Consider the following 18,075-nt stretch of genomic DNA (forward strand, 5'->3'; position numbering starts at 1 on the left):
CGCGCCGGTGTGCGCGGCGAAATCTTGTCGTGATTGTTCCGCCTTGGTGAATCGAAGCACCGTTTGCGCGCGCGCTCTGTACGCGGCCGCTCGTATGAGCGTAAAGCGGCTTTCGAAATGCCTTCGCGCAACTAACCGCCGATGTTTTGCGCCCGCGTCAGGCGCGGGACGCGTCGAACGTTACTGCTGCGCGTCCAATGCGGGCGTTGGCGCTTCCGTCGCCGGGTCGCTCGCGCTTTCGGCGGGCGCGGGCAGGATCGGCGGCATCGTCGTGAAGACGGGCGGCTGAGGCGCGTCCTCGGTCACTTCGGCTGCCGGCCCGGTTGGCGCGCGCTTCGGACGCACTGGCTGCGATGCCGTCTGCGCGGTCTTCGGCTTCGACGGCTTCGGCGCTTTCGTGAAGGTCTCGTCGAACCAGCTTTCGACGCGCGTGAGCATCGTTTGCCACATGCCCGGCGTTTCCTGGGTATCGAAGCGCGCGCGGGCATCGACGAGATGCGAACGCAGCGCACGCTGCATTAAATCGCCGACGATCGGCAACGCGCTATGCGCGCCTTGTCCCCAGTAATCGCTGCGCAGCGTGACGCGGCTGTCGTTGAAGCCGACCCAGGCGCCCGCCACGAGCTGCGGCTGCATCAGGATGAACCAGCCGTCCGCGTTGTCCTGCGTCGTGCCCGTCTTGCCCGCGACGTCCGCGCGAATGCCGAAGCGCGTACGGATCGCCGTGCCCGTGCCGCGATTGATGACGTCGCGCATCACATCGACGAGCTTGCGCGTCGCATCGACCGGCAGCGCGCGTTCGGGCGTGCTCTCGAACTGCGCGAGCACGTCGCCGTCCTTGTTCTCGATGCGCGTGACGAGCAGCGGCTCCATATAGCTGCCGTCGTTCGCGATCGTGCCGTACGCCGACACCATCTCCTTCAGCGTGACCGGACTCGTGCCGAGCGCGAGCGACGGCACCACGTCGAGATGACTGTCGCGCACGCCCATGTCGCGCGCGAGCCGCGCAACGCGACCCGGCCCGACCTGTTCCATCAATTGCGCGGTGATGCGGTTCTTCGAATAGGCGATGCCGTCGCGCAGGCTCACCGGCCGGCCGGACGGCGGCGCGTCGTCGGCTGGACGCCAGATTTCGTCGCCGCGAATCGGGATTTCGACGGCCTGATCGACGATCGTATCGGTCGGCTTCGCGCCACGCTCGAACGCCGCGCCATAGACGAAGGGCTTGAAGGTCGAGCCGGGCTGGCGGCGCGCCTGCGCGACGTGGTCGAAAGGATCCTGCGAGAAATCGCGGCTGCCGACCCACGCCTTGATCTGGCCGTTGCGCGGATCGAGCGCGAGAAACGCGGCCTGCACGCGCGTCTTGTTCTCGCACAGCGCCTGCATGAACGGGCGATCCGACGCGAGCTTCCTGATGGCGTCGGCGTCGTTCGCGCCGCTCGCGCGCATCGCGCGATACGCATCCGTCTCGCGGATGAACGCGTGCCCGAGATCGGCGTTCGCGTTCGCGCAACCGGCGCGGCCGCCCCATGCGGCATTGGCGATCGACTGAAGTTGATTGCCTTGCAGCGCGAGCGCGTTCGTCGCCATCGATTGCAGGCGCGAATCGATCGTCGTGCGCACGACGAGGCCATCGGAATAAATGTTGTAGTCGTTGTCGTCGGCCCAGCCGATCAGCCATTTGCGCAACTGCTGCGCGAAGTGCGGGGCGCGGCCGGGCTCTTCCGTCTGCCGCTCGAAGTCGATGCGCAACGGGCGCTTGCTGAGCGCGTCGAGCTTCGCCGGCGGCAAGTGGCCGAACTTCACCATCTGCCCGAGGACGATGTTGCGCCGGTCGAGCGCGCGCTCCGGATTGATCACCGGGTTGTAGTAGCTGTTGCCCTTCAACATGCCGATGAGCGTCGCGCTCTCGAGCACGTCGAGCTGGCCGGCGGATTTGTCGAAGTACGTGCGCGCGGCCATTTCGATGCCGTACGCGTTGTAGAGAAACGGCACCGTGTTCAGATACGTCTCGAGAATCTCGTCCTTCGAATAGAGCGCTTCGATCTTGAAGGCGGTGATCGCTTCCTTCAGCTTGCGCGTGAGCGTTTGCGAGCGGCCTATGTCCTCGGGATACAGGTTGCGCGCGAGCTGCTGCGTGAGCGTCGAGCCGCCTTGCCGGTCGCCGGAGAACGTGCGCAGCGCCGCGCCCGCCGTGCGCCGGAAGTCGATGCCGTGGTGCTGATAGAAGCGCCGGTCTTCCGTCGCGATGAGCGCGTCCATGACTTGCGGCGAGATCTGCTTGAGGCTCACCCATTCGCGATGCGTCGGCTTGAATTCGGCGAGCAGCTTGCCGTCGGCGGAATAGATCTGCGCGGGTTGATCGACCTTGGCGCGGCGGATATCGCGGATGCCGGGCGTGAACGGGATCAGCACCAGCACATATATAAGAAGGAGCGCGGGCAACAGAAGCAGCGTGCGCGCGCGCAGATGCGGACGCAGCCGCGACGCGAGGCGAGCCAGAAGCGCCTTGGCCCAGGCTTTGAATTCAGACGCGGTCACAACGAAACGGGATGCCTGGACATGGAAAACCCTGAATCGTAGCGTAATTTTTCAGCAGGTCTTTCGCAAAAGTGTCGCCGACGCTACACCGCGCGCGTTCCCGCCGACTCGCCGATCGGAAACGCCGTCGTCGAGAGCACTTCGCGCAGCACGACGAACGTGCGAATCTGCCGCACGCCCGGCAGATAGAGCAGCTTTTCGGCGTGCAACCGGTTGAAGCTCTCGCTGTCGCGCGTGCGGATCAGCATGAAGAAATCGAATTCGCCGGTGACGACGTGGCATTCCATGCAGCCGGGCACTTTCTGCGCGGCTTTCTCGAAGGCGTCGAAGGAGTCGGGCGTCGAACGGTCGAGGATCACGCCGATCAGCACGAGCATGCCGGCATCGAGCGCTTTCGGATCGAGCAGCGCGACGGTCGCCCGGATGAGGCCTGCTTCGCGCAGCCGCTCGACGCGCCGCAGGCACGCGGGTGGACTCAGATTGACCCTCTCCGCGAGCGCGACGTTCGAGATCGACGCATCGCGCTGCAACTGACGCAGGATCGCGCGATCGACGCGATCGGTCTGAACGCTTGCTGGATGCGGGTTCGGAGATGTTCCGGTTATTTTCATTGCGTCGTTCCACTTTTTTTCGGAATAAAAGTTTGCAAGAAATTCGATCCGATTGAAGACGTTAGGCCGAAGCCATTTTTTTCGCAACCCGGTGGTTCACGAGAATCTCTACGATTCAGTGCATGCAGTCCCACCTTCACGAGGATGCCGATATGAACCTGCAACGTTTTCCCCGCTATCCGCTCACCTTCGGGGCGACGCCGATTCAGCCGCTCAAGCGCCTTTCCGCGCATCTCGGCGGCAAGGTCGAGTTGTATGCGAAGCGCGAAGACTGCAACAGCGGCCTTGCGTTCGGCGGCAACAAGACGCGCAAGCTCGAATACCTGATTCCCGAGGCGATCGCGGAAGGCTGCGACACGCTCGTATCGATCGGCGGCGTGCAGTCGAACCAGACACGCCAGGTCGCGGCGGTCGCGGCGCATCTCGGCATGAAGTGCGTGCTCGTTCAGGAAAATTGGGTCAACTACTCCGATGCCGTCTATGACCGCGTCGGCAATATCCAGATGTCGCGAATGATGGGCGCGGACGTGCGCCTCGTCGCCGATGGCTTCGATATCGGCATTCGCAAAAGCTGGCAGGACGCGATGGAAAGCGTGCGCGCGGCAGGCGGCAAGCCGTTTCCGGTGCCGGCCGGCTGCTCGGAGCATCCGCTGGGCGGGCTCGGTTTCGTCGGCTTTGCGGAGGAAGTGCGCGCGCAGGAAGCGGAACTGGGTTTCAAGTTCGATTACATCGTCGTGTGTTCGGTGACGGGCAGCACGCAGGCGGGCATGATCGTCGGCTTCGCGGCGGACGGGCGCGCGCGGCGCGTGATCGGCGTCGATGCATCGGCGAAACCGGAACAGACGCACGCGCAGATTCTGCGCATCGCAAAGCACACGGCGGAGCTTGTCGATCTCGGCCAGGACATCACGCGCGACGACGTGATTCTCGATACGCGTTTCGGCGGTCCCGAATACGGCCTGCCGAGCGAAGGCACGCTGGAGGCGATCCGTCTGTGCGCGCGGCTCGAAGGCGTGCTGACCGATCCCGTGTACGAAGGCAAATCGATGGACGGCATGATCCAAATGGTGCGCGACGGCGAGTTTCCGGAAGGCTCGAAGGTGCTGTACGCGCATCTCGGCGGCGTGCCGGCGCTCAACGCGTACAGCTATCTGTTCCGCAACGGTTAAAACGCGTCGCGGAATGCGTCGAACAAAGCGGCGACGTGTTCGGCGGTTTCGGCTTCGAAAACCGGAATGCGCGTGCCGAGCATGTGCGTGAGAATCGGCGGCGCGGCGTCTCCGGGGCGCAGGATGGCGAGAATTTGCGCGCGGAGGGTTTCATCGGCGAGCGCGGCCGTGTCGCGGGCGAGCAGCGCGGCGCCCGCGATATCCGGATCGTGGCCGTGGCGCTCGACGAGATCGAAGGCATCGGCATAAAGGCGGTCGAGATTGCCGGCTTGCGCGTAACGCGCCATCAGAAAGAGCAGGTCGATCGCGTCCTTGCGGTCCGATGCGTGCCGGTCTTGCCACGCGATGATCTTCAGCATCGCCTGCGCGGGCAGCGACGCGACCGGCACGACGAGATCCTGTGCGACGCGCACGGCGAGCGCAGCATCGAGCGCCTGGCGGAAACCCGCGACGTTCATGCGCACCGATCCATCCGGCGGCCAGGCGATTTCGCCCTGCGCGTCCTGCACGCCGCCGAAGGGCACGATATCGAGCCACGTGCGCTCGCCGGTTTGCGGCGCGCTGAAATTCAGCCGATGCGCCGAGCCTTTGGGCGCCGTGAAATGTCCCGATGCGATGAGGGCGCGCCGCAGCGCGTCGTGGCCGCTCCAGCTTTGAATCGAGATGCCGATGTCGATATCGGCGGTGGCCCGCGTCGACGGAATGTCGTGAACGTGCGTGAGCAGGATGTCGCGCGCGCTCGCGCCGCCGACGAACCACGCGATGTTCGTCACTCGCGACGCGGCGACGACTTCGCGCAGCATCGCGGCAAAGACGCTGGCGAGCGGGCGATGCGGCAGCAGTTCAAGCGGCGAGGTAGCGTTCACGCAGCATCCTGGCGGTTTCGAGATTGCGCGGATCGCCGCTCGCGACGAGATCGGCATAGACGATGAGCGGCGCGACGACGTTGGGCGGAAGGCCATCGACGGGCGCGAGCGCGACGGGCGCGCGCAGGAATTCGACGTTTCCGGCGGGATCGGGCCGCAAGCGCGCCGCACGTATCCATTCGCGCGGCGGCGCGTCGGCGCAATAGGCGGTGACGGTCGCAGGCTTCAGGTATTGCGTGAGGATCGCCGCGGCCGGCTCGCCGCCGAACTGGCATTCGCCTGGCAGATCGGGCATGTCGCGCCACCAGTCGTTCGATTCCGCGCGATATCGCCCGATCAGCAGCGACTCGCGCAATTGCCGCGGATACAGCGTCACCCATTCGTCGATGAGGCGATCCTTGTCGGCGAGTTGCAGGCCGCGTCCGTCGGGCTGCTCGAATATATCGCGATGATCGATGAGCGCGCGCACGGCGTTTTGCACCGTGCCGTGGCTGACGCCCGCGTGTTGCGCGATATCGCGATAGCCGCGCTGCAGCAGCGCGGGCGTGACGAGCAGGGCGAGCGTGACGCGCAGTGTCGATTTCGTCCACGTTTTCGAGCGGCGCGCCCTGCCGTGCGCAATGCGCGGACGGCCCGAGACGATCACGACGACGCTATCGCCTTCGACGACGCTCGCGTTGCCAGCGAGATCGAAGGCATCGACGTTCAGCTCGCGGCATGCGCGGATCATGTCGGGTGAGAGATACGGGGTGACGAGCGCGGGTTTCGCGCCGCCGTGTTGCGCGGCCGATGCGCTGAACGCGGACAGCGCGCTGAATCTGTCGATGTTGTCGCGCACGATGACCGGGCGCTTGATGCGCGTGCCGCCGATGCGCAATTCGATGGCGGCGTCGTAGTTGCCGCGTGCGGGCGGCCTGAGGCGGCGCGCGGCGAAGCCGGTGGCCTCGGTGAATGCGGCTGCAGCGGCTTCGACGAGTGGGTCGGTCGGGAGCATTGGCAGGAGAATGTCCAATTTTGGTCAGTGTACACGAAACGTGGACGGGATGAAAAATTGGACGGACGTCGATCTTGTCAGGCAGCACCGCGAAATAAGACCATGCGGTGTTCTTCGATGCGTGCGTTCAACGCTTCGGAATCGCTAAACGGCATCGGATTTGAACGAAAAACGGATCTCATCGCCGAGATCCGCATACGTTCCTCACACGCCTCAATCAAAGATAACTACAAACGTAATCCAGCGTTTCCGTCACTTCGATATCGAAGCGGCTCTTGCCCGGCACCGAGAACGATTCGCCCGCGCGATACGTCTTCCACTCGTCGCTGCCGTCGAGGCGGATGCGGCATTGGCCGGCTTGCACTTCCATGAGTTCGGGCGCATCGGTGCCGAAGTTGAGCGTGCCGGGCAGGATCACGCCGAGCGTTTTCTTCGTGCCGTCGGCGAAGAGAACCGTGTGCGAGACGCACTTGCCGTCGAAGTAGACGTTTGCGCGCTTGATGACGGAAACCTGATCGAACTGCGTTGCTGCGGTCATGACGATGGTCCTTTGGACGGTTGCGAGGGATGGTCCGCCATCATACAAAAAAGGCGATGCGGCTCACACCGCATCGCCTTTCTCGAACCGGTGCAAGACGCATCAGCGGTTCACGAGCCGCTTGGGCAACAGCAGAACCAGCAATCCGCCGATCGCGAGACACGCCGCGAGCGTGTACACGCCGAGGTCCGTCGAATGCGTCTTGTCGATGATCCAGCCGATCACGTACGGGCTGATGAAGCCCGCGAGATTGCCGAACGAATTCACCACCGCCACGCCCGTCGCTGCGGCCGCGCCGGCGAGGATCGCGGTCGGCAGACACCAGAACTGGCATAGCGTCGTCATCACGCCCATCGTTGCGACGGTGAGGGCGATCATCGCCAGCGTGACGTTGCCGCTGCCCGCCATCACCGCGGCGATCCATCCCGCCGTGCCGATCAGACCCGGCACCGCGACGTGCCAGCGGCGCTCGCGGCGCGCATCCGAACTGCGTCCGACGACGATCATCGAGATCGCGGCGGCGGCATACGGCAGCGTCGTCAGAAAGCCGATCATCAACGGGTCCTTCACGCCCGAACCCTTGATGAGCGTCGGCAGCCAGAAGCCCACGCCGTACAGCCCCATGATGAAGAACAGATAGATCACGGACAGTGCCCAGACCATCGGGTTCGTGAAGCCGTCCTTGAACGAGTGCGATGCAACGCCGTCCGCATCGGCCGCGACGTTGGCCGCGAGCACTTTCTTCTCGTCGGCGGTGAGCCACTTTGCCTGCTCGATGCCCTTGTCGAGTAGGAAGATGATGACGAAGCCCAGCACGAGCGACGGAATCGCTTCGAGCAGAAAGAGCCATTGCCAGCCCGCGAAACCGTGCGCGCCGCTCATCGCGTGAAGAATCCAGCCCGACAGCGGACCGCCGATCACGCCCGAGATCGGAATGCCCGTCATGAACATCGCGATGATCTTGCCGCGCCGCGCCGACGGATACCAGTACGTCAGATACAGAATCACGCCGGGAAAGAGGCCCGCTTCGGCGAGACCGAGCAGGAAGCGCAGGATATAGAACGTCGTGGGCGTCTGCACGAACATCATCGCGGCGGAGATGATGGCCCACGTGATCATCACGCGTGCGATCCAGAGCCGCGCGCCGACCTTGTGCAGGATGATGTTGCTCGGCACTTCGAAAATGAAATAGCCGATAAAGAAGATGCCCGCGCCCAGTCCATACACGGTTTCGCTGAAGCCGAGGTCCTTCAGCATCTGCAGCTTGGCGAAGCCGACGTTCACGCGATCCAGATAAGCCGCGACGTAGCAGAGGAACAGCAAGGGAATGAGGCGCCACGTCACTTTCGCATAGAGCGCGGACTCCGATCGGTCCGCGCGCTCGAACTCAGGCGACGCCGGGAACGCATGTCTCGACGTACTCATGGAAATGTCTCCAATCTTATAGGGGTGACGTTTCGCCTTTCTGCGAAGGCGAGGTGCTGCATGATGAAGCGGTCAGTCGAACATGTCGGGCTGCGTGGCGACGAGATCGTTCCAGATCGTCTGGAAGTGCAGCCAGCCGATGTAGTCGCTGCCCACGTGCTCGCGGCTATAGCGCGCGCGGTCTTCGGGCACGAGCTTCGGCGCGATGCCGGTCGCTTCGATCATCAGTTGTTGCTGGCAGCAGCGCTCGAGCGCGATGAACCAGAACGCCGCCGAATCGATGCTATGACGGCTCGCCGTGAGCAGGCCGTGATTCTGATGGATCGCGGCCTTCACGCCCTGAAACGCATTCGCGACCTTGTTGCCGCCCTTCACTTCGACGGCGACCTTGCCGGCTTCATCGCCGATCACGACGTGGTCTTCGAAGAACGCGCACGCGTCCTGCGACATCGGAACGAGCGGCTTGCCGAGCGCCGCGAACGCCGTGCCGTAGACGGTATGCGCGTGGCACATCGCGACGATGTCCTGATGCTGCTCATGCACGGCGGCGTGCAGCACGAAGCCCGCGCGATTGATCGCGTAGTTGCCTTCCACCACGTTGCCCCGGTGATCGGCGCAGATCAGGTTCGAGACCTTCACTTGCGCGAAGTGCACGGCCATCGGATTCGTCCAGTAAAGCGACGGATGCTCCGGATCGCGCACGGTGAGGTGACCCGCGAAACCGTAATCGAAGCCTTGCAGCGCGAACGCACGGCACGCGGCGACGAGATGCTCCTTCAAGTACTGACGATGCTCTGCGTGGCTCGAAAACGTCGGCAGCTCGGGGAAGACGAGGCCTTCCTGCTCCGGCTGGTAAATCGACACGCGGCCTTTGAGGTCGATGGACTGCTCGTCGGTCTTCGCGGGATTCTCCATGACGTCGCTCATCTTTTCGCTCCATGCGGATCAAGTGGGTATGTCACGCATGGTGCCGCGAGCGATGCTTGCGCACAAACGAAGGTTGTTCAACGTTGCATGAGTCACATTCATGCATGGAAGGTTTGAAGCGCCTGCTGAATGGGAATTCGTAGAAGGTTTAGGCGATGCAACATTTTTCGCTGCGGCGCGGAACCGCTACCTGTCACGCGCATCGATGAGACAACGCATCGCCGTTTCGCGCACAGGCCCGCCGGATAAGGCTTCGACGGAAACCATCGATAGCACTTCAAAAGCCGCACTCGAAGCCGTTAACCACCTTTGCAACATTTTTGGCGCGAGGCTTGTTTCTACCGCGACAAGGCTTTCAGGCGCTTGAACGCGAATGTTCGGCACCGCGCACACTTCCGCGGACCCTTATCCCGCGTGGGCATTCCCCATAGGAAAACGTTTGGCGTTGGCGGGCCGTCGCATGCGATCCGTATGAAGGTCGCTTTTCACGGTTGAATCATTTTTCTTCGTACTTGAGCGCACGTAGCGACGCGTTGTGCGGGGAACCGCGCAAAGGCCTGTTGGTATAAGGATTAGCGCTCGCTGGCACACCTCTCGCTAATGTATGACCACGCACGAACATCGACGCACGATACAAACAACAACAAGCGGCGGGTTCGTACTACGGGGCTGGCCGCAACAGGTTCGATGTACGCCATCGAGATGCATACACGAATCCTGTTGCGAGCTGGAAGAAAGCAAAAGCGCGAAGCGCACACGAACGAGACTAATAACATGTTGACTCTTCAATCCGATCTGCACGGCAATCATCTGTTGGGCGCGCTTCCCGCGCAGGAATGGCAGGCCATCGCGCCGCACCTCGAACTCGTCCAGTTGCGCACGGAGCAACTGCTGTGCGATTCCGGTCAACGCATTCATCACGTGTATTTCCCGACGACGGCGATCATCTCGCTGCTGCATACGATGGAAGACGGCGGTTCCGTCGAGGTCGCGGCTGTTGGGCGTGAGGGGATGTCGGGTGTTCCGGTGCTGACGGGCGGCGACACGATGCCGACGCGAGTGCAGGTTCAATGCGCGGGCTTTGCGTATCGCATGAGCGCGGGGGCGCTGCGTGAGCACTTCGGTCGTTCGGACTTTCTGCGTCGCGTGATGTTGCTGTACATGCAAGCCCTGCTGACGCAAGTTGCGCAAACGGCGGCGTGCAATCGTCACCATTCGCTGTCGAAGCAACTGTGCCGCTGGCTGCTGATTCAGACGGACCGCACGCCGTCGGATCAACTGCGTGTGACGCAGCAGATGATCGCCGATATGCTCGGCGTGCGCCGTGAAGGTGTGACGGAAGCGGCTGGCAAGCTGCATGATGCGGGGCTGATTCATCACAGCCGTGGATGCATCAAGATTCTCGATCGCGCTGGATTGGAAGAGCGGGCTTGCGAGTGTTATGGCATCGTGAAGCGGGAGTTCGATCGGATGCTGCCGCGGCGGGCTGCTGAGGCTTTGGTTTAAGGGTTTTGTGCCTCGCTGCTTCCCGTTGCGGTTTTGTTCTGTTGGCGCTGCCCCTGTGCGGGGCGGCAGTCACTTTCTTTGCTGCTGCAAAGAGAGCAGCTTTCGTAGGCTTGCGGTCATATGCACGTTGGGTGTTGCTCTCGGTCATTGGGGTACTTGCCTTCGGATCGCGGCGGGCTGCTTTCGTTTGAAGGTTCTTTGTCGCTGGATCCCGATTTGCTATTGGTCTATTAGCACTGCCCCTGTGCGGGGCGGCAGTCACTTTCTTTGCTGCTGCAAAGAAAGTAACCAAAGAAAGCAGCTTTTCAAGCCCGCGGTCACACGCACGTTGGGTAGTCCTCTCGTCCTCGGTGGCACTCGCCTAAAGAGTGCCCTCGTAGGACCAACCGGGCTTGGATCGCGCACGGTCTGACTAGCTAGTCTGTCTCGCGCGTTGGTTCAGCGCAAAACAGCTTCGGCACAGCGCTACGCGCTGCCGCCGGGTCTGCAAGGGAAACCGATGGTGCGCGTATGCTCGGGCATCGATCAACCCCTCGGCCGCGCAGCGGGCCGGAGCTATTTGGTGCTGAACCAATATGTTGTGTCGTGCGATGTGGCAGACCGTGCGCGAGCCAAGCCCGCTTGGTCCTACGAGGGCACTCTTTAGGCGAGTGCCATCTGCAACGAGAGGACTACCCAACGTACGTGTGACCGCGGGCGTATCGAGAGCTGCTTTCTTTGGTTACTTTCTTTGCAGCAGCAAAGAAAGTGACTGCCGCCCCGCACAGGGGCAGCGCTAATAAACCAATAACAAATCGGGATCGAGCGACAAAGAAAACAATCAAACCAGCGCCCGATTCGCCGCCGCCGCCCGCCCCCTCAACCAATTGATGCTAGCAAAGAGCAAAACAGCAAACACAATGAGCATAGTAGCGACAGCAAGAATAGAAGGATCGATGGAATCGCGAATACCGCTCCACATCTGCCGGGGCACGGTCCTTTGATCCGGCCCGCCGATGAACAGAATCACGATAACCTCATCGAACGAAGTCGCAAAAGCAAACACGCTGCCCGTAGCCACAGCAGGTGCAATAAGCGGCAATGTCACGCGCCGGAAAGCGATCCACGGCCTGGCCCCAAGCCCCGACGCAGCACGCAGAAGACTCTGATCGAACGACAGCAAAGAAGCCGTCACGGTAATCACGACGAATGGCGTGCCAAGCGCCGCATGCGCGAAGATCACGCCAGGATAGGAATTCACGAGCCCGAGCGGCGCGAAGATCAGATAGAACCCCGCCGCAACGACGACGATCGGCACGATCATCGGCGAAATGATGATAGGCATGATCACCGAGCGCAACGGAAACTGCGATCGCGAAAGCCCGAGCGCGGCAAGCGTGCCGAGACACGTCGCGATCAACGTCGATGCCGCGCCAATGCCGATGCTGTTCAAAAGCGAACGCTGCCAGTCGGAACTGGTAAGCGCCTGCTCGTACCAGCGCAGCGAAAAGCCCTGCAACGGGTACGAAAAGTAAGAACCCGAATTGAACGAGAGCGGAATGATCGCGAGAATCGGCGCGACGAGAAAGAAGAGCACGAGCGCCGTATGCACGCGCACCCATCGCGATGCGATGCGTTCGGTCAGCACCTTGTTGCGTTGTTCCGTCATGATGGAATCACTCCTCAACCGAAGCGCAAGCGGTCGATGCCGACGATGCGATTGAACAGGAAATAGAAGATCGCGGTGAAGATCACGAGATACGCCGAGAGCGCGCCCGCCAATCCCCAGTTGAGTTGCGTGTTCGTCTGCAACGCGATGAGCTGACTGATCATTTCATCGCCTGCGCCGCCGAGCAAAGCGGGCGTGATGTAGTAGCCGAGCGCGAGCACGAAGACGAGAAAGCAGCCCGCGCCGACGCCCGGCAGCGTCTGCGGAATATAAACACGCACGAACGCCGTGAACGGATGCGCGCCGAGCGATTGCGCCGCGCGCAGATACACCGGCGATACGCCTTTCATCACCGAGAAGATCGCGAGAATCATGTACGGCAGCAACACATGCGTCATGCCGATCAATACGCCCGTACGATTGAAGATGAGCGGCAACGGATGCGTCGCGAGGCCGAGTCCCATCAATAAACCGTTGATGACGCCGCCCGGTTGCAGCAGCACATACCACGCGGTCGTGCGAACGAGCAGCGACGTCCAGAACGGCACGATCACGAAGAGCATCAGCCGGTTGCTGCTTTGCGCGGGAAGATTGGCGAGCAGCCACGCGACCGGATAGCCGAGCACGAGACACAGCAATGTGACCGATGCGCTGATCGATATCGTGCGCAGGAACGCTTGCCGATACACCGACGAGTTATCCGGCACGAACGCCACGCTACCTTGCGGCGTCACTTGCGCATCGACTGCGGCGAGCAGATAGTCCGGCGTCGGCGATGTCGCCGCGCGCTTCAAAAGACGCCATATCTCCGGCGAATTCCAGCGCTCGTCCATCTCGATCAACGCGGGCTTCCACGCGCCCGGCGTCTCATCGCGCACGCTGCGCGCGGTACGCATCAGCAAGCTGCGAAACTCGGGCTGCGCGAAGTTGAGCCTGCGGGCGACGGTGCCAAGTTGTCCGCTCTGCTGCGCATCCTTGAGGCCGGATGCGAGCAGCGCGAACGTATGTTCATCGGGGACGCCGCGACCGTCCCATGCATCGAGCGCGCGCGTGAGCGCGGGCATGCTGTCGGGCACTTCCTTGTTCTCGACACTGCGCGCAAGTAACAGCGCGATCGGCGCGATGAACGTCGACAGCAAGAACACGATCAGCGGCAAGGCAAGCAACAACGCCTGCACCGATGCGCGGCGGCGCGCTCTTTGATATGAGGCGCGGCCATCGGCTCTCGTCGGAGAACCGGCGGCGTGCGCGTGGATCGATGCAGGCATGTCGTTCCCTTGATCTCTAGCTACGTTACTGCGTCAGCCAGACCTGAAAGCGCTTGTTGATCTGATCCGCGTTATCGGCCCAGAAGTTGGCGTTGATCTGCACGGCGCGCTTGAAGTTATCGGGCGCGGTCGGCATGTCGGCAAGACGCTGTTTGTCGACGAGCGCAACGGCATCCTTGCGCGGCGGCGCATACGCGATGTACTTCGACAGATCCGCCGATGCCTTCGGCTGCGCCTGCGCGACGATGAACTTCGCGGCGGTGTCGGCGTGCTTCGCGCCCGTCGGAATGGCCCACCATTCGAAGTCGTAAACCTGCGCATCCCATACGGCCTTGAACGGCTTGTTGTCTTTCTTCGCGGCATCGTCGATACGGCCGTTGTAGGCCTGCACCATCACGACCGCGCCATCGGCGAGGAGCTGCGGCGCCTGCGCGCCCGATTCCCACCACACGATGTTCTTCTTGATCGTGTCGAGCTTCTTGAATGCGCGATCCACGCCGGCAGGGGTGCCCAGCACCTTATAGACATCTTTCGGATCGACGCCATCGGCGATGAGCGCCCATTCCATCGATACCTTCGGCGACTTGCGCAGGCCGCGTTTGCCGGGAAATTTCTGCAAGTCGAAGAAGTCGTTGACCGTGGAAGGCGCGGTCTTCAGCTTGCTTGCGTCGTAGGCATACACGGTGGACCACACCATGCTCGCGACCGCGCAATCGCTGATCGATCCGGGAATGAAATCGCTCGTCTTGCCAAGCGACTTCTTGTCGAACTTCTGCAGCAGACCTTCATCGCATGCGGTGATCGCATCGTTGGTCTCGAGATCGATGAGATCCCACGTCGTGTTCTTCGCCTGCTCCATCGCCGAGAGCTTGGCCAGGCCGCCGTCATACGATTCGGTCGAGAAGTTCACGCCCGTTGCTTGCGTGAACGGTTCGAACCAGGCCTTCTTCGCGGCGGCTTCGTATGCGCCGCCGAACGTCACGACGGAAAGCGTCTCCGCCGCGTGTGCGGGGATAGTGGCGAATGCGAGTACTGCGAGTGCGGCGCATTGTGCTTTGATTTGAGTGCGCATGTCAGTTGGCTCCTGCGGGTGCGGTCGAGATGAGTGAAGGTGAGGGCGGTGTGGTCGGGGCCATCGCGGGTGCGCTCTTCGGCGCCATCATCGCGAGAATCTTGCAGTCGTCGTGACGCCATGCGATATCGATCGTGCTGCCCGCTGCGGGCAATGCATGACGTTGCGTGTTGGGCACCTTGACGACGATGGAATCGCGCGTGCCGAGCTTCAGATGCACGCGATGATGATCGCCGCAATACACGAGTTCCTCGACGCAGGCGCGCACGACGTTGCTGTGCTCGTCCGGCTGCATGGTGTCCGCGCCGGGAATGTGCGCGCGTTCGGGGCGCAGCGCGAGCATCGCTTCGTCGCCGGCGCGCAGGCCGTGCTCGCATCGTCCGCGAATCACGCTGCCGTCCGATAGCGAGAGCGTCGCCCATTCGCCGTTCGCACTGACGACGCGCCCCGTCAGCCCGTTGTTCTCGCCGACGAAGTTCGCGACGAACGCGTTCTGCGCATTCTCGTAGAGTTCACTGGGCGTCGCGGCCTGTTGGATGCGGCCATCGGAGAAGACGGCGACGCGGTCGGACATCGTCAACGCTTCGGCCTGATCGTGCGTCACATAGACGATGGTCAGCGCAAGCTCGCGATGCAGCCGCATGATCTCGTATTGCATCGTTTCGCGCAGGCGCTTGTCGAGTGCGCCGAGCGGTTCGTCCATCAACACGACGCTCGGCTCGAACACGAGCGCGCGTGCGAGCGCGACACGCTGCTGTTGTCCACCGGAAAGCTGCGAAGGGCGCCGGTTCGCGAGATGCGGCAACTCGATCATCTCGAGCGCCCGCTTCACGCGCGTCTTCTGCTCCGCGCGGCTCACGTGCCGCACCGAAAGCGGAAACGCGACGTTCTCCGCGATCGTCAGATGCGGAAAGAGCGCGTAGTTCTGAAACACCATGCCGATGTCGCGCTGATGCGGCGGCTTGTCGTCGAGGCGTCGGCCATCGAGACGAATCTCGCCTTGCGTCGGCGATTCGAAGCCCGCGAGCATCATGAGCGTCGTCGTCTTGCCCGAGCCCGATGGTCCGAGCAGCGAAAGAAACTCTCCCTTGCGCACATCGAGGTTCAGGTCCTCCACGACGTAATGCGCGCCGTCGTACGATTTGCTCACGCCCGAGAAGGAGATGAAGGAAGGGTCTGACATCGTGATTGCGTCCTGTCTTTCAGTGCTGTGCGAGCTTCGCGGCGAGGTAGCGCGCGAAGTCGAAATTGGGCCGTTCGAGATGGCTCAGATTGCCCGGCTTCGCAAGAGGCGCATGCACGCCGCGAAACACTGCTTGCACGCCTTGCCTGTCTTCGGCGTTCACTTCGTCGAGCAGCTTCTTCAATGTCGACATGTGCGCGTTCGCTTGCGGGTCGGCTATGAACTCAGGCGCAAGACCGCCGCCGAAACGGATATGCACTTGACCGACGCCGCGCGGTTGCAGCACGAGATACCAGAAGTAACCCGGCGTGAGCGTGACGAGATGCGTCGGATAGATCGCGAGCAACGCGGTCGTCTTGCGCCAGTGACCGGTCAAACGCGTGTTGTCCGGATGCGCGTTGCCGATGGGCAAGCTCGCTTCCTTCGTGATCCAGTGATAGTTGAACGCGGGGTAACCCGGCGGACATTCCATCTCTTCGAGCTTCGAATGCGGCCCTACGGTTGCACGATGCAGCATCGGCAAGTGATAACTTTCCATGAAGTTTTCCGCGAGGATTTTCCAGTTCGTATCCCACACGTGTTCTTCATAGAAAGTTTCGATGTAGCCGCTCATGCCGTATGCGCCGATCAGTTCGCTCAAATCCGCAAGCTGCGTTTGTACCGGCGGCGCGTTTTCATCGAGCGTCACATAGATCCAGCCTTGCCATTCCTCGCAGCGCACGGCGGGCAGCTTATAGCTTTCCTTGCAGAAGCCCGCTTGCCGGTCCATCAGCGGTGCGCCCTTCAATTCGCCGTCGAGTCCATAACTCCATGCGTGATACGGGCACACGATGCGTCGCTTGTTGCCGCGCCCTTCGAGCAGCACCGACATGCGATGGAGGCACACGTTCGACATCGCCTTGAGCTGCCTATGTTCGTCGCGCAATACGGCGATCGGCTGCGCGCCGATCTGCGCCGTGAGGTAGTCGCCGGGCTCTTTCAAGGCACTCGCGCGGCCGACGCATTGCCATTCGCGCGCAAAGATGTCGCGCTCTTCCAGAGACAGGAATTCGGGCGACGTATAGACGCCGCATGGCGCGCGCATCGCTGAATGGTCGTTCGCAATTCGAGCGCAACTCGTCGACGAGCATTTGCACCGCGATCATGAAGCCCTCCTTGTCCCGACTCGTGAGAGCGCGCTGGCGCGGGCTTTGACCGCATTGCGCTCGACATGGACATCAATCTATCAAGCCAAATTGCCAGCCAAAATATTGTTTTCGGATACAAAGCAAAGCTTTTCCCTATGCAGCGCGGATAACTTTCATATGTCGATGTGCAGCCTGCGAATATAGGTTTCGCAGAACGACGAAAAGCGATGCACGACCTGGCGCGGACGCATCGTGCGTGATTGCGCGATGCCGAGCGTCGTCGCGTTGACGTTGTCCTTGAAGCGCTTAATCACGAAGTCCTCGCCATCCACCGTGCGATTCGACTTCAATGGGAAATTCAGGATGCTATAGCCGAGACCATTCGCCACCATGCCGCGCACGACTTCCGGCTGCGACGACCGGAACGCGGGCACGGGACGGCTGCCGACTGCATCGAACAGCGCGGCGAAATACTCGCGGCTATGCGGTAAATCCAGCATCACATAAGGCTCCGATTGCAGATCCGCGAGCGATACCTTGCGCGCGCGCGCAAGCCTGTGCGTCTTCGGCAGGATCGCATAAGGCGGCAAGGAAAGCAGCGGCGTGAAGGCGATGTCCTCGGTCAGATCGAGGCTATATGTAAGAGCGATATCGAGCGAGCCGTCATGCAGACCGCGCAGCAAGCCGTCCTGATGCGCTTCGACGGTGCGAAACGAAATGCCCGCGTGCCCGGCCGTGAAGCGGCTGATGAGGCCCGGCATCAACGGCGGCGCGAGCGAAACCAGACAGCCAAGCGCGATGGAACCGGTCATGCCGCCATCCATTTCCTTCGCGGCCATCTGCAGTTCTTCGGCGATCTTCAGCAGATTGCGCGCTTGCCCGAGCAGATCGCGGCCGGCCTGCGTAAGCGACAAACCGCTCGCATGATGTCGAATGAATAGTTGCACGCCGAACGATGCTTCGAGATCTGCGAGCGCGGTGGATATCGACGGCTGCGAGATATGCAGTTTCTTCGCGGCGGCCGTGAAGGACAACGCTTCTGCGGTGACCACGAAATAGCGCAACTGACGCAGCGAATAGCGCAACGGATGGCTTTCCATCGATGACATTCCGGAAATGAGCTTCGATCAGCCGCATTGTGATGTGCTCAAAATTCATTGCATAGCCAGATCCGATGCTTTGCATTTTTTAAATATATTT

The 18,075-nt window shown here is 61.9% G+C and carries 15 protein-coding genes and 1 pseudogene; 3 read left to right on the top strand and 13 right to left on the bottom strand.

What is annotated here, in order from left to right; all coding sequences use genetic code 11:
- Nucleotides 1-180: 180 nt before the first annotated feature.
- Entirely contained in the window at nt 181-2,541 is a 2,361-nt protein-coding gene (locus AWB77_RS09765; RefSeq protein ID WP_061134224.1) for a penicillin-binding protein 1A, read from the bottom strand.
- 83 nt (nt 2,542-2,624) lie between these two features.
- Nucleotides 2,625-3,152, bottom strand: coding sequence for an Lrp/AsnC family transcriptional regulator (locus AWB77_RS09770; protein WP_061134451.1), 528 nt, complete (start codon nt 3,150-3,152; stop codon nt 2,625-2,627).
- Between the two features lie 152 nt (nt 3,153-3,304).
- Between AWB77_RS09770 and AWB77_RS09775 the strand changes: the two genes are divergently transcribed.
- Complete coding sequence (locus tag AWB77_RS09775) at nt 3,305-4,321, top strand: 1-aminocyclopropane-1-carboxylate deaminase (RefSeq protein WP_061134225.1); 1,017 nt, start codon at nt 3,305-3,307, stop codon at nt 4,319-4,321.
- Here the strand turns inward: AWB77_RS09775 and AWB77_RS09780 are convergent.
- The 5 genes from AWB77_RS09780 to AWB77_RS09800 form a co-directional block, all read right to left on the bottom strand.
- Nucleotides 4,318-5,187: a nucleotidyl transferase AbiEii/AbiGii toxin family protein gene (locus AWB77_RS09780; RefSeq protein WP_061134226.1), complete on the bottom strand. Its 870-nt coding sequence runs from the start codon at nt 5,185-5,187 to the stop codon at nt 4,318-4,320. The genes AWB77_RS09775 and AWB77_RS09780 overlap by 4 nt on opposite strands.
- Nucleotides 5,165-6,181 (bottom strand): type IV toxin-antitoxin system AbiEi family antitoxin, encoded by a 1,017-nt coding sequence (locus AWB77_RS09785; protein ID WP_061134227.1) that lies wholly within the window; start codon nt 6,179-6,181, stop codon nt 5,165-5,167. Before AWB77_RS09785 ends, AWB77_RS09780 begins: the two co-directional genes overlap by 23 nt.
- Nucleotides 6,182-6,398: 217 nt before the next feature.
- Nucleotides 6,399-6,719, bottom strand: a complete 321-nt coding sequence (ppnP, locus tag AWB77_RS09790) for a pyrimidine/purine nucleoside phosphorylase (RefSeq protein ID WP_061134228.1) — start codon at nt 6,717-6,719, stop codon at nt 6,399-6,401.
- Nucleotides 6,720-6,821: 102 nt separating this feature from the next.
- On the bottom strand, nt 6,822-8,144 hold the full coding sequence (locus tag AWB77_RS09795; protein WP_061134229.1) for an MFS transporter: 1,323 nt from the start codon (nt 8,142-8,144) through the stop codon (nt 6,822-6,824).
- Nucleotides 8,145-8,216: 72 nt separating this feature from the next.
- A complete protein-coding gene (locus tag AWB77_RS09800; protein ID WP_061134230.1) occupies nt 8,217-9,071 on the bottom strand; it encodes a class II aldolase/adducin family protein in 855 nt (284 codons plus the stop codon).
- 100 nt (nt 9,072-9,171) lie between these two features.
- On the opposite strand from AWB77_RS09800, the gene AWB77_RS35705 reads away from it, so the two are divergent.
- Both AWB77_RS35705 and AWB77_RS09805 read left to right on the top strand, forming a co-directional pair.
- Nucleotides 9,172-9,438: a hypothetical protein gene (locus tag AWB77_RS35705; RefSeq protein ID WP_157694787.1), complete on the top strand. Its 267-nt coding sequence runs from the start codon at nt 9,172-9,174 to the stop codon at nt 9,436-9,438.
- Between the two features lie 407 nt (nt 9,439-9,845).
- Entirely contained in the window at nt 9,846-10,577 is a 732-nt protein-coding gene (locus tag AWB77_RS09805; RefSeq protein ID WP_061134231.1) for a Crp/Fnr family transcriptional regulator, read from the top strand.
- Between the two features lie 820 nt (nt 10,578-11,397).
- On the opposite strand, the gene AWB77_RS09810 is transcribed toward AWB77_RS09805, so the two are convergent.
- The 6 genes and pseudogenes from AWB77_RS09810 to AWB77_RS09835 form a co-directional block, all read right to left on the bottom strand.
- Entirely contained in the window at nt 11,398-12,225 is an 828-nt protein-coding gene (locus tag AWB77_RS09810) for an ABC transporter permease (RefSeq protein ID WP_061134232.1), read from the bottom strand.
- A 14-nt stretch (nt 12,226-12,239) separates the two neighbouring features.
- Complete coding sequence (locus AWB77_RS09815) at nt 12,240-13,493, bottom strand: ABC transporter permease (protein WP_061134233.1); 1,254 nt, start codon at nt 13,491-13,493, stop codon at nt 12,240-12,242.
- Nucleotides 13,494-13,518: 25 nt separating this feature from the next.
- Nucleotides 13,519-14,565, bottom strand: a complete 1,047-nt coding sequence (locus AWB77_RS09820; RefSeq protein ID WP_061134234.1) for an ABC transporter substrate-binding protein — start codon at nt 14,563-14,565, stop codon at nt 13,519-13,521.
- Nucleotide 14,566: 1 nt separating this feature from the next.
- Nucleotides 14,567-15,748 (bottom strand): ABC transporter ATP-binding protein, encoded by a 1,182-nt coding sequence (locus AWB77_RS09825; protein ID WP_061134235.1) that lies wholly within the window; start codon nt 15,746-15,748, stop codon nt 14,567-14,569.
- Between the two features lie 19 nt (nt 15,749-15,767).
- Nucleotides 15,768-16,893: pseudogene (locus tag AWB77_RS09830) on the bottom strand (Rieske 2Fe-2S domain-containing protein).
- Nucleotides 16,894-17,048: 155 nt separating this feature from the next.
- A complete protein-coding gene (locus AWB77_RS09835; RefSeq protein ID WP_061134236.1) occupies nt 17,049-17,975 on the bottom strand; it encodes a LysR family transcriptional regulator in 927 nt (308 codons plus the stop codon).
- Between the last annotated feature and the right edge of the window lie 100 nt (nt 17,976-18,075).

It is taken from the genome of Caballeronia fortuita (genome assembly GCF_001544835.2).
In the GTDB taxonomy this organism is placed as follows: Bacteria; Pseudomonadota; Gammaproteobacteria; order Burkholderiales; family Burkholderiaceae; genus Caballeronia; species Caballeronia fortuita.

Coding starts and splice junctions, on each gene's coding strand:
- AWB77_RS09770 (WP_061134451.1), bottom strand. CDS start 3,152: ATGAAAATAACCGGAACATCTCCGAACCCGCATCCAGCAAGCGTTCAG.
- AWB77_RS09775 (WP_061134225.1), top strand. CDS start 3,305: ATGAACCTGCAACGTTTTCCCCGCTATCCGCTCACCTTCGGGGCGACG.
- AWB77_RS09785 (WP_061134227.1), bottom strand. CDS start 6,181: ATGCTCCCGACCGACCCACTCGTCGAAGCCGCTGCAGCCGCATTCACC.
- ppnP (WP_061134228.1), bottom strand. CDS start 6,719: ATGACCGCAGCAACGCAGTTCGATCAGGTTTCCGTCATCAAGCGCGCA.
- AWB77_RS09795 (WP_061134229.1), bottom strand. CDS start 8,144: ATGAGTACGTCGAGACATGCGTTCCCGGCGTCGCCTGAGTTCGAGCGC.
- AWB77_RS09800 (WP_061134230.1), bottom strand. CDS start 9,071: ATGAGCGACGTCATGGAGAATCCCGCGAAGACCGACGAGCAGTCCATC.
- AWB77_RS35705 (WP_157694787.1), top strand. CDS start 9,172: ATGCATGGAAGGTTTGAAGCGCCTGCTGAATGGGAATTCGTAGAAGGT.
- AWB77_RS09805 (WP_061134231.1), top strand. CDS start 9,846: ATGTTGACTCTTCAATCCGATCTGCACGGCAATCATCTGTTGGGCGCG.
- AWB77_RS09810 (WP_061134232.1), bottom strand. CDS start 12,225: ATGACGGAACAACGCAACAAGGTGCTGACCGAACGCATCGCATCGCGA.
- AWB77_RS09815 (WP_061134233.1), bottom strand. CDS start 13,493: ATGCCTGCATCGATCCACGCGCACGCCGCCGGTTCTCCGACGAGAGCC.
- AWB77_RS09820 (WP_061134234.1), bottom strand. CDS start 14,565: ATGCGCACTCAAATCAAAGCACAATGCGCCGCACTCGCAGTACTCGCA.
- AWB77_RS09825 (WP_061134235.1), bottom strand. CDS start 15,748: ATGTCAGACCCTTCCTTCATCTCCTTCTCGGGCGTGAGCAAATCGTAC.
- AWB77_RS09835 (WP_061134236.1), bottom strand. CDS start 17,975: ATGGAAAGCCATCCGTTGCGCTATTCGCTGCGTCAGTTGCGCTATTTC.